Below are 13,660 nucleotides of genomic sequence, written 5' to 3'. Positions count from 1 at the left end.
ACTCCTGGGATCTTCGCGGGCCGATAGCCCAGCGTTACCGGGCCACCCGGCCGAGCGATTCACGCCACCCGGGCGTGGGTTTCTTCCGCAACGCCTTCGCTGGAGTCCGAAATGGACAAATGCCCGTGTTGTAATCCGGCGATCGCGTTCAAGGAAGGTTCCGATGAAGCGCCGTTTCAGCTCCGCACTCGCCCTAGCGCTGTCACTCACCGTGATCGCGTCGCTGTTCACCTCCGCGCAGGCCGCGGAACGGCAACAGCTCGTGCCCGGCTACGGCTCGTACGCACGGCTGATCCGCTTGGAGCATTCCGCGATCGGCCGCGGCCGCATTCTCGCGTCGCTGACCAGCGAAGACGCCAGCGGCAAGTTCACCCCGATCATGGAAAGCACCGACGAGGGGCAGAGCTTCCACAAGATCGGCGAGGTCCGCGACCGCGACGGCCGCTACGGCATGTGCTGCGGAACGCTGTACGAGCTGCCGCAGCGGGTCGGCAGGCTCCGCGCGGGCACCCTGCTGTGGGCCGCGAGTTACCGTCAGGACGCCGGTCCGCAGCGGCGGATCGGCATCAAGATCTGGTACAGCCGGGACGCCGGACGCAGCTGGTCCTTCCTGTCCGAGGCCGCCCGCTCCCACAACCACGACGGCATCTGGGAGCCGGAGTTCGTCGTCGACGCGGGCGGCACGCTGTGGCTGCACTACGCCGACGAGACCGAGGCGCCGCAGTTCGCGCAGGTGATGAACCGGGTCGCTTCCACGGACGGGGTGCACTGGGGCACCAAGCAGCGCACGATGGCCATCCCGCCCCACCGGGTGCGGCCGGGGATGCCGATCATCCGCAGGCTCCCCGACGGCCGGTACTACCTGGCCTACGAGATCTGCAACTACGGAAACCGCTATTGCGACCCGTACTTCAAGATCTCCTCCGACGGCGCCAACTGGGGCGATCCTCTCGATCCCGGCACCCGCGTCACCACCGCCAGCGGCAACTACTTCCAGCACGCCCAGACGATCACGCTGTTCCCCGGCGGCCCGAACGGCGTACGGCTGGTGATGGTCGGGCAGATCTACACCAACGCCGCCGGCGTCCCCCAGCCCAAGAACGGCCAGGTCCTGCTGGCGAACGACAACTTCGGCGCCGGGAACTGGTACGAGCTGCCCGCGCCCGTGCACATCACCGGCATCCACAACAACTTCTGCCCCAACTACAGCTCGACCCTGCTGCCGGTCGACGGCGGCAAGAACGTGCTGCAGATCTCCACCGAGTACAACCTGGGCTGCAAGGCCTATTTCGCGAAGGGCCCCGCGTTCTGATCCACCCGGTAGTGTGAGCCGTCGAGCGAACGGCTACGAAGCGGGGGCTGAGGATGAAGGGCATCGTGCTGGCCGGGGGCAGTGGGACACGGCTGCATCCCATCACCCAGGCGGTCTCGAAACAGCTGCTGCCGGTCTACGACAAACCGATGATCTACTACCCGATCTCGGTGCTGATGTTCGCCGGGATCCGCGAAATCCTGATCATCTCGACCCCCGTCGACCTGCCGCATTTCCGCAGGCTGCTCGGCGACGGCAGCCAGTTCGGGCTCAGCTTCACCTACGCCGAGCAGGCCGCCCCCAACGGACTGGCCGAGGCGTTCGTCATCGGCGCGGACTTCATCGGCGATGACGACGTCGCGCTCGTGCTCGGCGACAACATCTTCTACGGCCAGGGGTTCTCCAGCCGGTTGCAGGCCGCCGTGACCGCGCTCGACGGCTGCGTGCTGTTCGGCTACCCGGTCAAGGATCCGCAGCGCTACGGCGTCGGCGAGATCGGTGCCGACGGCAAGCTCCTCTCCATCGAGGAGAAGCCCGAGAAGCCGAAGTCGAACAAGGCCATCACCGGCCTGTACTTCTACGACAACCAGGTCGTCGAGATCGCCCGTGACCTCAAGCCCTCGCCCCGTGGCGAGCTCGAGATCACGGACGTCAACCTCGCCTACCTGCGGCAGGACCGCGCGACCCTGGTCGACCTCGGCCGCGGGTTCGCCTGGCTCGACACCGGCACGCACGACTCGCTGCTGGAAGCGGGCCAGTTCGTGCAGGTCCTCGAACACCGGACGGGCGTCCGGATCGCCTGTCTCGAGGAGGTCGCGCTGCGGATGGGCTTCATCGACGCGGACCAGTGCTTCGCGCTCGGCGCGAAGCTGGCGAAGTCCGGCTACGGCGAATACCTGATGAACGTCGCGCGCACGCAGGGCGCTACCGGCTGAACAAGTGCTCCCGCAGGGTGTCGCCGGTGTAATCCGTCCGGAAGACACCCCGTTCCTGCAGGTGGGGAACGACGTCGTCGACGAACGCGTCCAGCCCGCCCGGGGTCAGATGCGGCACCAGCACGAAGCCGTCGGCGGCGTCGCTCTGGACGTACTCGTTCACCGAGTCCGCGACCTGACGGGCGGTGCCGACGAACTGCTGGCGCGCGGTCACCTCGATGACCAGTTCGCGGATCGAAAGCTTCTTCTCCTCCGCGATGGCCCGCCATTTCGCGGCCACGGCCAGCGGATCCTTCTCGTGCCGGACGCGGCCCCAGGTCAGTGGTTCGGCGTCGGGGTCCGGGTCGACCTCGGGTAGCGGGCCGTCGGCGTCGTAGGCGGAGAGGTCGCGGCTCCAGACCTGTTCGAGGAACTGGATCGCGGTCGCGGGCCGCACCTGCTGATAGCGGATCTCGCGTGCGTACTCGTGCGCGTCCTCCTCGGTGTCGCCGAGGACGAACGTCGCGGCGGGCATGATCAGCAGCTCGCCGGGCTCGCGGCCGTGGGCGGGCAGCCGCCGTTTGACGTCGGCGAAGAACTCCTTGCCGCTTTCCAGCGAACCGTGGCGGCTGAAGATGACGTCGGCGGTCTTGGCCGCGAACTCCCTGCCCTCGTCGGAATCCCCGGCCTGGATGACGATCGGCTGTCCTTGCGGTGTCCTCGGGACGGTGAACTCGCCGCGGATGTCGAACTGCGGTCCACTGTGGACGAAGCGGTCGATGCCGCGGGCGAAGACGCCGTTCTCCTTGTCCCCCACCAGCGCGTCGGGCGCCCAGCTGTCCCAGAGTTCCCGGACGGTGGCGAGGAACTCCTCGGCACGGCGGTAGCGGTCCTCGCGTTTCAGGAAGCCGCCGCGCCGGAAGTTCTGTCCCGTCCACGCGTCCGGTGAGGTGACGACGTTCCACGCGGCGCGACCGCCGGAGAGGTGGTCGATGCTCGCGACCTGCCGCGCGACCTCGTAGGGCTCGTTGAAGGTCGAGGACAGTGTTCCGGCGAGGCCGAGCCGGGTGGTGACCGCGGAGAGCGCGGCCAGGACGGTGGTGGTGTTCGGTCGCCCGACGACGTCGGAGTCGAGGATCTCGCCCGCGTGCTCGCGCAGGCGCAGCCCTTCGGCGAGGAACAGGAAGTCGAACTTGCCCCGCTCGGCGGTGCGCGCGAGATGCTCGAAGGACGAAAAGTCGATTTGGCTACCCGAACGCGGGTCGCTCCACACGGTCGTGTTGTTGACGCCGGGGAAATGGGCGGCGAGTTTGACCTGCTTGGGCATCTGTCACGCCTCCGCGTACTGGTTGGCGGCGACCCCGAGGCCGAGGTGCTCGCGCAGGGTGGTGCCGGTGTAGGCCTGCCGGAACACACCCGCCGCCTGGAGCGCGGGGACGGTCTCGGCGGTGAAGAGCGCCAGGTCGTCGGGAAGGACGGCGGGCCTGATGTGGAAGCCGTCGAGACCGCTCGCGGCGGCGAGGCGGGGCAGTTCGGCGGCCAGGTCGGCCGGGGTGCCGGTGAAGCTGAGCCCGCCGGCCGGGAAGGGGGCGTAGGCCTCCAGCGCATGACGGCGCCCGATGGCCGCCTGCTCGGTCTCGGCGAGCACGATCGACAGGCCCGCCAGGAGTTTGGCGTCCGGGAAACGCACGCGGGCGTCCCGGACCTCGTCGATCAGGACGACCTCGGCGCCGTGCGCGTACGGCGAGTCGCCGTACACCGCGACGACGGGGTGGCCCTGCGGCGGGCGCGGCGTGATCGAAGGTCCCTTGACGCTGAAGAAGCGGCCCTCGAAGTCGACGTAGTGCAGCTTCTCGCGATCGATGAAGCGGCCTGTCGGCTCGTCGCGGATGATCGCGCCGTCCTCCCAGCTGTCCCAGAGCTGGGCGATGACGTCGACGACCTCGGCGTTCTCCGCTTCGGCGTCCACCTCGGACGGCAGCGTGCGCCTGCCGAAGTGCGTGACCTCGGCTTCGGTGCGCGAAGGCGTCGCGAGGATGCCGGCGCGGCCACGACTCGCGAAATCGAGCGAAGCGACGGCCGTCGAGAGGTGGAACGGCTCGGTGTGCGTGGTGGTGACCGTCGGGACGAGGCCGATTCCGCTGGTCAAGGGGGCTATCGCGGCGAAGGTCAATAGCGCGTCGAGCCTGCCTCGGACGACCTCTTCACCGCCTGGTTGGAGCGCGAGAGTGTCGTCGAGGGTGACGAAGTCGAGCGAAGCCGCTTCGGCGAGCTTCGCGTGGGCTAGGTAGTGGGCGGCGGTGAACAAGGCTGCCGGGCGGACGCCGGAAACCCGCCAGGCGGCCGGATGCTGCCCGGCCCCGTCGAGCGCGACCCCGAGGTGCAACTGCTGTGCGGAACCCATGCCCGGGGAACTCCCGCGCCCACCCCTCGATTCCCCCTCCCACGAGGTGGGACACCTCTCCCCGGCCGGGGGGACGGGGTCAGAAGGGACGGCGGGCCATTTCTTCCAGGCGCCGGATGCGTTCGTCCATGGGCGGGTGGGTCGAGAAGAGCTTCGAGAGGCCCTCGCCCGGCTTGAACGGATTCGCGATCATGAGGTGCGACTGCGAGACCAGCTTCGGCTCCGGCACGAGCGGGGCCGCACGGGTCCCCCGGTCGAGTTTCCGCAGCGCCGACGCCAGACCGAGCGGGTCACCGGTGAGCTCCGCGCCCGACGCGTCGGCCTGGTACTCCCGCGACCGGCTCACCCCGAGTTTCACGATGGCGGCCGCGATCGGCCCGATCAGCACCAGGATCAGCGCGACCAGTGGGCTGTCGCCGTCCTCGCGGTCGTTGCCGCCGAAGATGCTCGCGAACATCGCGATGTTGGCGATCACGCTGATCACGCTCGCCAGCGCGCCCGCGACACACGAAATGAGGATGTCGCGGTTGTAGACATGCGACAGCTCGTGCCCGAGCACGGCCCGCAGTTCACGCTCGTCGAGCAGGTCGAGGATGCCGGTCGTGCAGCACACCGCCGCGTGCCGGGGGCTGCGGCCGGTGGCGAAGGCGTTCGGCGCCTGCGTGGGGCTGATGTAGAGCCTCGGCATCGGCTGACGTGCCGTGGTCGCCAGTTCCCGCACGATCCGGTACATCGCAGGCTGCTCGGCCTCGGAAACCGCCCGGGCGCGCATCGCCCGCAGCGCCAGCTTGTCGGAGTTGAAGTACGCGTAGGCGTTGACCGCCAGCGCCACCACCAGGCCGATGACCAGCGCGCCCCGGCCGAAGAAACCGCTGATCCCGACGATGAGCGCGGACAGCGCGCCGAGCAGGACGACGGTCTTCAGCCCGTTCTGGTGTTTGTGCACGGCGTCCTGCTCCTTTCTTTCTCCGAGGTTGGGGGCAAAGGGAGGTTACCCACCGGAAACAACGCGATCGGGGGACGCGAAGTTCCTTCGCCCGGACGAACCGCGGGTTATCGTCGAGTTCCGGAACGATCATGGGAGGCGCCTGTGCGAGGACCCGAACTGAGCCGCCGAGCCCTGCTCACGCTGGCCGCGGCCGGCGCTTCCGCGGTCGCCTTCGCTCCGGCGGCCAGAGCCGAGAAAGTCCTCCTCGTCGAGGTCGGGGGCAATCCGGAAGCGGTCGCGGTGAATTCCGTCACCGGCTTCGCCTACCTCTCGGACCCGTCGACAGGCTCGGTCGTCGTCCTCGACTCGCGGAGCGGCACCGTCGGCGCGGTGATCCCGGTCGGCGGCGAGCCCGCCGGCCTGGCCGTGGACACCGTGACCAACCGGATCTTCGTCACGAACCCGCCCGCCGGGACCGTCCTCGTCGTCGACGGGCTGGGCAACGACGTCGTCAGCGTCATCCCGGCCGGCCCCGGCGCGTCCAGGGTCGACGTCGACGAGCAGGCGAATCGCATCTACGCGGTCAGCGACCTCACCGGGACGCTCGCCGTCCTCGACGGCGTCGGCTGCCGCCTGGTGAAACTGGTCCCCGGGCCCACGCCCGGGCTGTCCTCGATCGCGGTGGACGGCGGCCGCAAACTCGCGTACGCCACCAGCACGCGCACGGACTCCCTCGAAATCTTCGACCTCGGCGCGGAGAAGTTCACCGGCGGGATCCCGGTCGGCAAGTCACCGACCGGGGTCACCGTGCACCGCGGGAGCGGAACGGTGTTCGTCGCGAATTCGGCGATCCATCATCTGTCCGTTGTGGACCCGGGCGCGCGCAAGGAGAAAGCGACCGTGCTCCTGCGCTCGGAATCGTCGGCGGTCGCCATCCACCAGGGCACGAACACCGTGTACGCCAACGGAGGCCCCAACGGCGTCGCCCGGATCGACGGCGTGACGAACCTGCTCACCGGTGATCTGTCACTCGGCGTGAACCCCGGCGCGGTCGCGATCGACCAGCGCTCCAAAACGGTGTACGTGACGGATCCCTTGCGCGGCAGGGTTTCCTTGATCAGGGATTTCTGAGTCGGGCCGGCCGAACTCGGCGTCGACGTCATCCCGGTCGCGGAAAAGCTCTGACGGCACTCGCCCGCCCCGCCATCCACGGGCATGATGGCGGGGTGAGCGAGTACGAATTGCGTGGCGGACTGCAACCGGACGTGTCGGCCGTGGCCGCCGTACTGGCACACCACGGTGTCGAAGGCCCGGACGGGACGGTGCCCAGCGAGGCGCTGGTCTTCGCCGTGTCCGGCGGGATCGGCGCGGGCTACATCCTGTGGGACTTCGCGCACGAGTCGATGTCGACCATCGTGTTCGGTTTCCGTGCGCGCTGGCAGTATCCGCACGACTGGCTCAAGTCCACAATGGACCGGCTCGGGCTCGGCGTCGACATCCACACCACCGGCGGCAAACGCGCCGCCGCGAAACGGCTCACCGCCGACCTCGAGGCGGGGCGACCGGTGATCGTCCTCCCCGACCGTGAGTCGCTCGGCTACTGGCATCTACCGCCGGAGATGTCCGGCGGTGGCGGGCATCTCGTCGTCGCGTACGGCGAGGAGGACGGCCGGGTGCTCGTCGACGACCGGAACCTCGCCCCGCTGACGGTCGACCGGAAGACGTTCGACGCCGCACGCGCCCGGGTCGGCTCGTACAAGAACCTGCTCGCGACGCCGCAGCCCGGCGAGGTCACCGACTGGCAGGCCGCCGTCCGCGGCGGGCTGACGGACTGCGCGCGGAACCTCTCGGCGCCGTCGAAGTCGTTCTCGCTGCCCGCCTGGGGACGCTGGGCGAAGGCGATGACCGACGACCGCGACCCCAAGGGGTGGCCGCGCGCGTTCGGCGAGCGGCGCGGGCTCGTCGGGGCGCTCCTCAACGTCTGGGAGAGCGTCACCCCGGCCGGGGCGGAGGGCGGGCACCTGCGCGGGCTGTTCGCCGACGCGCTCACCGAGGCATCCGGCCTGCTCGAACTGCCCGAGCTGGCCGAACAGGCGTCGACCTGGCGAGGGATCGGGGAACGCTGGGCCGAGCTGGCCGAGGCCGCCGTTCCGGCGTCGACAGCGGAGTTCGCCTGGGTGCGGGGCCTGGTCAGCGCGGTGTCCGCGGGCGTCCGTGAGGGCGACACGGGACAGGAGGCGGCCGCGGCGGCGGGCGAGGAGATGTGGAAGCTGCGCGCGCACTACAACGACGAGATGCCGTTCACCGACGGTGAGGTCGGCGACCTCTTCGCCGAGCTGGGCACGCTGATCCGGGACATCCACACCGCCGAGACCGCCGCGATCCGCGAGCTTTCCGAAACCCTGATGGAGTGAACCCGGGCAGGCGTCCGTTGCGCCGCGCGGCCGGATCACCACGCGATCGTTGAAGATCCACTTCGTGCACGCACATCCGCTGGGGACGACGACCGAGCGTCCCGCCCCCGAGATCCACCTGTACCGCCACCGCCTGCGTGTCACCGACCTGGACTACCTCGGCCACGTCGGGAACGTGCGGCTGCTGGACTACTTCCAGGAAGCGCAGGTCGCGATGCTCGACCCGCTGCGCGAACGTGTCTTCCAGACGGAAGGACCGTCCTACCTGATCGCGAAGCACAACGTCAGTTACGTGCGGCGGCTGACGTTCCGCGACCATCCGGTCGAGGTGGAGACCGTGGTCGGCCGGATCGGGACCTGCGACGTCGTGGTGAACAGCAGGCTGCGCGACGAGAGGTCCGTCTACGCGCGCTGCCGCACCATCTGGGTCGCGTGCACCCTGCCCGAAGGTGGCATCCGGCGTCTCGACGACGAGGAACGCACCCGGCTGACGCGGTTCAGCGGGACACTCGACGAGATCCCCTCCGCCCGCTGAGCAAGACTTCCGGCGGAATTCTTTTTAACCGTTAATGCTCCATTTCCCGCAACACCGTAAAACGGCTGGGCCGTTCAGCGGCTGATCATCACGCTTTTCGGCCGGTACCTTCGAAAGACCTCTCTCCCCTGCAGAGTCCCCGGAGGTATTTCATGCCACGGCCGAAGTCTGTCCGCTTCCTCGCGCCCTTGGTCGGCGCGCTCCTCCTGACGAGCGGGGTGGCCGTCGCCGCCCCGTCCGGCGAAGATCCGCAGTTCATCCGTCTGGCCAGCAGGACCTTCGATCCGCTCAGCGAGCGGACGGCCGCGAGCCAGGACTGGAAGGGCGCCTACCTGCTCCAGGTCCGCGGCTCACTGACCGACACCCAGCGCGAACGCTTGCGCTCGCTCGGCGTGCGAATCGGGACCTACATTCCCGATTTCGCCTACGTGGTGCGACTGAAGCCGGAGAACCGCGAATCGGTGGCGAAATTGAATTTCGTCCGCTGGCTCGGCGAATACCGCCCGGACGACAAGGTGGAAATCTCGCTGGCCGGGACGGGCAGCTATCTGGTGACGCTGGTCGAAACCGACGCGCGGGACCAGCGCGCGGTCGCCGAGCGGATCCTGCGGCTCGGCGGCGGCATCGAGGCGATCTCGCAGAGCGGGCAGCACCTCGTCGCGAAGCTCGGCTCCGGCCAGGCCGCCACCGTGGCGCAGGGTGCCGAGGTGCTCGCGGTCGGCGCGATCACCGCGCCCGGGACCGACATGGCGAACGCGCGGGAAAGCAGCGGCGCGAACTACATCGAGAGTGTCGGCGGGTACCGCGGCCAGGGGGTGCGCGGCGAGGTGATGGACGGCGGGCTGCGCGCCACCCACCAGGAGTTCAAGGCACGGCCGACCGTGCTGCACGGCACGAACTCGACCGACACCAGCCACGGCACTTCGACGTACGGCCAGATCTTCGCCTCCGGCGTGAGCGCGCCGCAGCGTGGCCTGCTGCCCGAGGCCCAGGGCATCTTCGCCACCTACAACAAGCCGGACCGCTACGCCCACACCAAGGAACTGGTCGACCCCGCGGGCAAGTACCGCGCGGTGTTCCAGAGCAACAGCTGGGGCGGCGGGCTGACGACGGCGTACAACTCGGTTTCGGCCGAGCTCGACCGCATCGTCTTCGACCACGACCTGCTGATCTGCCAGTCGCAGAGCAACGCGGGGACCCAGCAGTCACGGCCGCAGGCCTGGTCGAAGAACGTGCTCTCGGTCGGCGGGCAGTACCACTACAACACGCTGGGCCGCACCGACGACAAGTGGAACGGCGGCGCGAGCGTCGGCCCGGCCGCCGACGGCCGGATCAAGCCGGAACTGTCGAACTACTACGACCGGATCGACACCACGTCGTCCGGCAGCGACACCTCGTACACGACGTCGTTCGGCGGCACGAGCGGCGCGACCCCGATCACCTGCGGGAACGCCGGCCTGCTGTTCCAGATGTGGGCCGACGGCGTGTTCGACGGCGGCCCCGGCAAGGGCCGCGACGTCTTCACGAGCCGCCCGCACGCCGCGACCGCGAAGGCGCTGCTGATCAACGGGGCCGACCAGTTCGCGTTCACCGGCACCTCGCACGACATGACCAGGACGCACCAGGGCTGGGGCACCGCGAACGTGCGCTACCTGCACGAACAGGCCAAGGCGAACGGCTGGAAGCTGCCGGTGCTGGTCAACGAGACGGATCTGCTGGGCACCGGGCAATCCAAGAAGTACACGGTGGCGGTGAACGGGACCAAGCAGTTCAAGGCGACGCTGGCCTACACCGACCCGGCGGGCTCGCCGAGCGCGTCGGTGACCCGGGTCAACGACCTGACGCTGAAGGTCACCGCTCCGAACGGGACCGTGTACTACGGCAACAACGGGCTGAAGGCGGGCAATTTCTCGACCGCGGGCGGGGCGCCGAACACCATCGACACGGTGGAGAACGTGATCCTCGAGAAGCCCGCCGCGGGTACTTGGACGGTGGAGGTCGTGGCGACGCAGGTGAACGCCGACGGTCACCCGGAGACGTCGGCGACCGACGCGGACTACGCGTTGGTGGTTTCTTGACGGTGTGAGGGCCGCCACTGCGGTGGCGTCCGGCGAATGCGCCGTGAAGGCCCCCTTCCCTACCTTGACAGTAGGGAAGGGGGCCTTCACGTACTCGCGCACCGTGTTTCGAGGTGACGGAGAGCGGTCGGTTCAGGTGGGTCGTGAGTGGCGTTTCGGCTTAGAACCCGAAGCGCCACTCACGACCCACCAGGCCCACGCGTCACCATGATCACCCTCGGTAGCGCTTCGGCCGCGCATTGCCCGCGCCCGGATGGCGGAGACGTCTGCGCCGATGGCCGAGACGGCAGGTTTCGGTTAAGAGACGGAAATGTGAGAGCCCTGAATGGCCTGTAACGAGGCGACCCGAGGTGCCGACGTCTGGGATACGTGACGCGAGCCTAGGAGCCTTTCGATGACCACCTGCCGACTCTGCGGCTCGGCCCATCTCGCCAGCGTCGTCGACCTCGGAGCGACGCCGCCGTGCGAACGATTCCTGACCGCGGAGCAACTCGCGGAACCGGAACCGACCTACCCCCTGCACCTGCAGGTCTGCACCGAATGCTGGCTCGCCCAGATCCCGCCGCTGATCACCCCGGAAGAGACGTTCACCGAATACGCGTACTTCTCGTCGTATTCCGCCTCCTGGGTCGAACACGCCAAGACGTTCGTCGACGGCGCCGTCGAGCGGCTGGGTCTCGACGAGTCCTCGTTCGTCGTCGAGGTCGCCAGCAATGACGGCTACCTCCTCAAACACGTTGTGGCGCAGCAGATCCGCTGTCTGGGCGTGGAACCTTCGGTGAACGTGGGCCAAGCCGCGCGTGACGCCGGGGTGCCGACGAAGACCGCCTTCCTCAGCCCCGAAAGCGGACGTGACGTCCGTGAGGAACACGGTCCCGCCGACCTCGTCGTGGCGAACAACGTTTACGCACACATTCCGGACATCATCGGCTTCACCCACGGGCTCCGCGCCCTGGTGGCCGACGACGGCTGGGTCAGCATCGAGGTCCAGCACCTGCTGACGCTGATCCAGGAGAACCAGTACGACACGATCTACCACGAGCACTTCCAGTACTACACGGTGGAATCCGCGCGCAGGGCGCTTTCGCGCGGCGGATTGTCCGTTGTGGACGTCGAGCTCCTCCCCACCCACGGCGGTTCCATCCGGCTGTGGGCGCGCCCGGACGCCGTCGCGGGCGAGCCGAGCGAGCGGATGACGCAGATCCTCGACGCCGAGAAGGCGGCCGGACTGCACGAAATGTCCGGCTACACCGAATTCTCCGAGCGGGTCACCAAGGTCCGGCTCGATCTGAACAAGTTCCTCACCGACGCGGCGCTCGAAGGCAAGACCGTCGTCGGTTACGGCGCCCCGGGCAAGGGCAACACGCTGCTGAACCACTGCGGCATCCGCCCGGACGTCCTGCGGTACACCGTCGACCGCAACCCGTACAAGCACGGCCGCTTCACCCCCGGTACCCGGATCCCCATCCTCCCGCCGGAGCGCATCGAAGCGGACAAGCCCGACTACGTGCTCGTCCTTCCGTGGAACCTCCGGACGGAACTGACCGCCCAATTGTCCTTTGTGGACGAATGGGGCGGGAAACTGGTCTTCCCCATCCCGCACCTGGAAATCGTCGAGGTGAAGTCGTGAAGGTAGTCCTCTTCTGCGGCGGCTACGGCATGCGGATGCGCAACGGTGACGCGTCCGACGTGCCCAAGCCGATGGCCATGGTCGGCCCCAGACCCCTGATCTGGCACGTGATGCGGTATTACGCGCATTTCGGGCACACCGAGTTCATTCTCTGCCTCGGTTACGGCGCGCACCACATCAAGGAGTTCTTCCTCAATTACCAGGAAACCGTCTCCAACGATTTCGTCCTGCGGAACGGCAAGGCGGAACTGCTCTCGACCGACATCGCGGACTGGTCGATCTCCTTCGTGCAGACCGGCCTCGAATCGGCCATCGGCGAGCGGCTGCGCCGGGTGCGCCCGCATCTCGACGGCGACGAGATGTTCCTCGCCAACTACGCCGACGTCCTCACCGACGCCCCGCTGCCGGAGATGATCGAGCGGTTCAAGAACACCGACGCCGGCGCGTCGATGATGGTCGTGCCGCCGCAGTCGTCGTTCCACTGCGTCGAGATGGGCGAGGACGGCCTGATCGGAGCGCTGACCCCGGTCAGCGAGATGCCGCTGTGGGAGAACGGCGGGTACTTCGTGCTGCGCCAGGAGGTCTTCGACCACATCCCCGAGGGCGGCGACCTGGTGGCCGACGGCTGCGGCGAGCTCGCCAAGCAGGGCAAGCTCCTGGCGTACCCGTACCGCGGGTTCTGGAAGCCGACCGACACCGTCAAGGAACGCGTCCAGCTGGACGACGCCTACGCGCACGGAGACCGCCCCTGGGCACGCTGGGAACGCGAACCCGCGACGGCGGGCACGGCGTGATCGGACTCGGTACCGGCGGGATCGAGCGGATCGTCGCGCTCGGCGCGCATTGTGACGACATCGCCATCGGGGCGGGCGGCACACTGCTGACGCTCTGCGCGGCCAACCCGGGTGTCCGGGTCGACGCGCTCGTCCTGTCCGGCGGCGGCACCGAACGGGAGGCCGAGGAGCGCGCCGCGCTCACGGCCTTCTGCCGGGGTGCCGACGTCGAGGTCACCGTGCTCAAACTGCCCGACGGCCGGTTCCCCTCGCACTGGGAAGAGGCCAAGAACGGGCTGGAGGAGCTGCGCCGCCGCACCGACCCGGACCTCGTCCTCTCCCCGCGCACGGCCGACGCGCATCAGGACCACCGCGGCCTGGCGACGCTGGTGCCGACGGTGTTCCGCACCCATCTCCAGCTGGAGTACGAGATCGCCAAATGGGACGGCGACCTCGGCAAACCCTCCGCTTACGTCCCGCTCTCCCCGGAGCTCGCCGAGGAGAAGGTCCGTCTGCTGCAGGAGCATTACGCCTCTCAACGGCACCGGCCTTGGTACGACCGGGAAGCCTTCCTCGGCCTCGCCCGCATTCGCGGTATCGAATGCGGGCAGCGCTATGCCGAGGCCTTCGACCTCAAAAAACTGACGCTCGACCTCACTTCGAAAGGCTGAA

Annotated in this window: 12 protein-coding genes; 9 read left to right on the top strand and 3 right to left on the bottom strand. The window is 68.5% G+C overall.

Annotated features, from left to right (window positions below):
* The first annotated feature begins 163 nt into the window (after positions 1-163).
* Together BKN51_RS37635 and rfbA are read left to right on the top strand one after the other, a co-directional pair.
* Positions 164-1,312 (top strand): sialidase family protein, encoded by a 1,149-nt coding sequence (locus BKN51_RS37635; protein ID WP_101612111.1) that lies wholly within the window; start codon positions 164-166, stop codon positions 1,310-1,312.
* Between the two features lie 53 nt (positions 1,313-1,365).
* Complete coding sequence (gene rfbA, locus BKN51_RS37630; protein ID WP_101612110.1) at positions 1,366-2,247, top strand: glucose-1-phosphate thymidylyltransferase RfbA; 882 nt, start codon at positions 1,366-1,368, stop codon at positions 2,245-2,247.
* Here the strand turns inward: rfbA and BKN51_RS37625 are convergent.
* From BKN51_RS37625 to htpX, 3 genes are all read right to left on the bottom strand, one after another.
* On the bottom strand, positions 2,237-3,553 hold the full coding sequence (locus BKN51_RS37625) for an NtaA/DmoA family FMN-dependent monooxygenase (protein ID WP_101612109.1): 1,317 nt from the start codon (positions 3,551-3,553) through the stop codon (positions 2,237-2,239). The two genes, rfbA and BKN51_RS37625, sit on opposite strands and share 11 nt — an antisense overlap.
* 3 nt (positions 3,554-3,556) lie before the next feature.
* Positions 3,557-4,630, bottom strand: coding sequence for an LLM class flavin-dependent oxidoreductase (locus BKN51_RS37620; RefSeq protein ID WP_101612108.1), 1,074 nt, complete (start codon positions 4,628-4,630; stop codon positions 3,557-3,559).
* Between the two features lie 79 nt (positions 4,631-4,709).
* Positions 4,710-5,576: a zinc metalloprotease HtpX gene (gene htpX / locus BKN51_RS37615; RefSeq protein ID WP_101612107.1), complete on the bottom strand. Its 867-nt coding sequence runs from the start codon at positions 5,574-5,576 to the stop codon at positions 4,710-4,712.
* Between the two features lie 144 nt (positions 5,577-5,720).
* Between htpX and BKN51_RS37610 the strand changes: the two genes are divergently transcribed.
* The 7 genes from BKN51_RS37610 (at position 5,721) to BKN51_RS37580 (ending at position 13,659) form a co-directional block, all read left to right on the top strand.
* Positions 5,721-6,689 (top strand): YncE family protein, encoded by a 969-nt coding sequence (locus tag BKN51_RS37610; protein WP_101612106.1) that lies wholly within the window; start codon positions 5,721-5,723, stop codon positions 6,687-6,689.
* A 95-nt stretch (positions 6,690-6,784) separates the two neighbouring features.
* Entirely contained in the window at positions 6,785-7,972 is a 1,188-nt protein-coding gene (locus BKN51_RS37605) for a BtrH N-terminal domain-containing protein (protein WP_101612105.1), read from the top strand.
* A gap of 64 nt (positions 7,973-8,036) precedes the next feature.
* Complete coding sequence (locus BKN51_RS37600) at positions 8,037-8,507, top strand: acyl-CoA thioesterase (RefSeq protein ID WP_233223084.1); 471 nt, start codon at positions 8,037-8,039, stop codon at positions 8,505-8,507.
* A gap of 152 nt (positions 8,508-8,659) precedes the next feature.
* Positions 8,660-10,585 carry a S8 family serine peptidase gene (locus BKN51_RS37595; protein ID WP_101612103.1) on the top strand — a complete coding sequence of 642 codons (1,926 nt, stop codon included), beginning with the start codon at positions 8,660-8,662 and terminating at the stop codon, positions 10,583-10,585.
* A gap of 394 nt (positions 10,586-10,979) precedes the next feature.
* The gene (locus BKN51_RS37590; protein WP_101612102.1) at positions 10,980-12,215 is read left to right on the top strand and encodes a class I SAM-dependent methyltransferase; all 1,236 of its coding nucleotides are present in this window, start codon (positions 10,980-10,982) and stop codon (positions 12,213-12,215) included.
* Complete coding sequence (locus tag BKN51_RS37585; RefSeq protein WP_101612101.1) at positions 12,212-13,009, top strand: glucose-1-phosphate cytidylyltransferase; 798 nt, start codon at positions 12,212-12,214, stop codon at positions 13,007-13,009. The genes BKN51_RS37590 and BKN51_RS37585 overlap by 4 nt, the downstream gene beginning before the upstream one ends.
* Positions 13,006-13,659, top strand: a complete 654-nt coding sequence (locus BKN51_RS37580) for a PIG-L deacetylase family protein (RefSeq protein ID WP_101612100.1) — start codon at positions 13,006-13,008, stop codon at positions 13,657-13,659. The genes BKN51_RS37585 and BKN51_RS37580 overlap by 4 nt, the downstream gene beginning before the upstream one ends.
* Position 13,660 lies beyond the last annotated feature (1 nt).

Source organism: Amycolatopsis sp. BJA-103, assembly GCF_002849735.1.
In the GTDB taxonomy this organism is placed as follows: domain Bacteria; phylum Actinomycetota; class Actinomycetes; order Mycobacteriales; family Pseudonocardiaceae; genus Amycolatopsis.
This window is presented reverse-complemented; position numbering and strand designations above follow the sequence as displayed.

Excerpts from the sequence above, each read along its gene's own strand:
- BKN51_RS37595 (WP_101612103.1), top strand. The coding sequence starts at position 8,660 with ATGCCACGGCCGAAGTCTGTCCGCTTCCTCGCGCCCTTGGTCGGCGCG.
- BKN51_RS37590 (WP_101612102.1), top strand. The coding sequence starts at position 10,980 with ATGACCACCTGCCGACTCTGCGGCTCGGCCCATCTCGCCAGCGTCGTC.
- BKN51_RS37620 (WP_101612108.1), bottom strand. The coding sequence starts at position 4,630 with ATGGGTTCCGCACAGCAGTTGCACCTCGGGGTCGCGCTCGACGGGGCC.
- rfbA (WP_101612110.1), top strand. The coding sequence starts at position 1,366 with ATGAAGGGCATCGTGCTGGCCGGGGGCAGTGGGACACGGCTGCATCCC.
- BKN51_RS37635 (WP_101612111.1), top strand. The coding sequence starts at position 164 with ATGAAGCGCCGTTTCAGCTCCGCACTCGCCCTAGCGCTGTCACTCACC.
- BKN51_RS37625 (WP_101612109.1), bottom strand. The coding sequence starts at position 3,553 with ATGCCCAAGCAGGTCAAACTCGCCGCCCATTTCCCCGGCGTCAACAAC.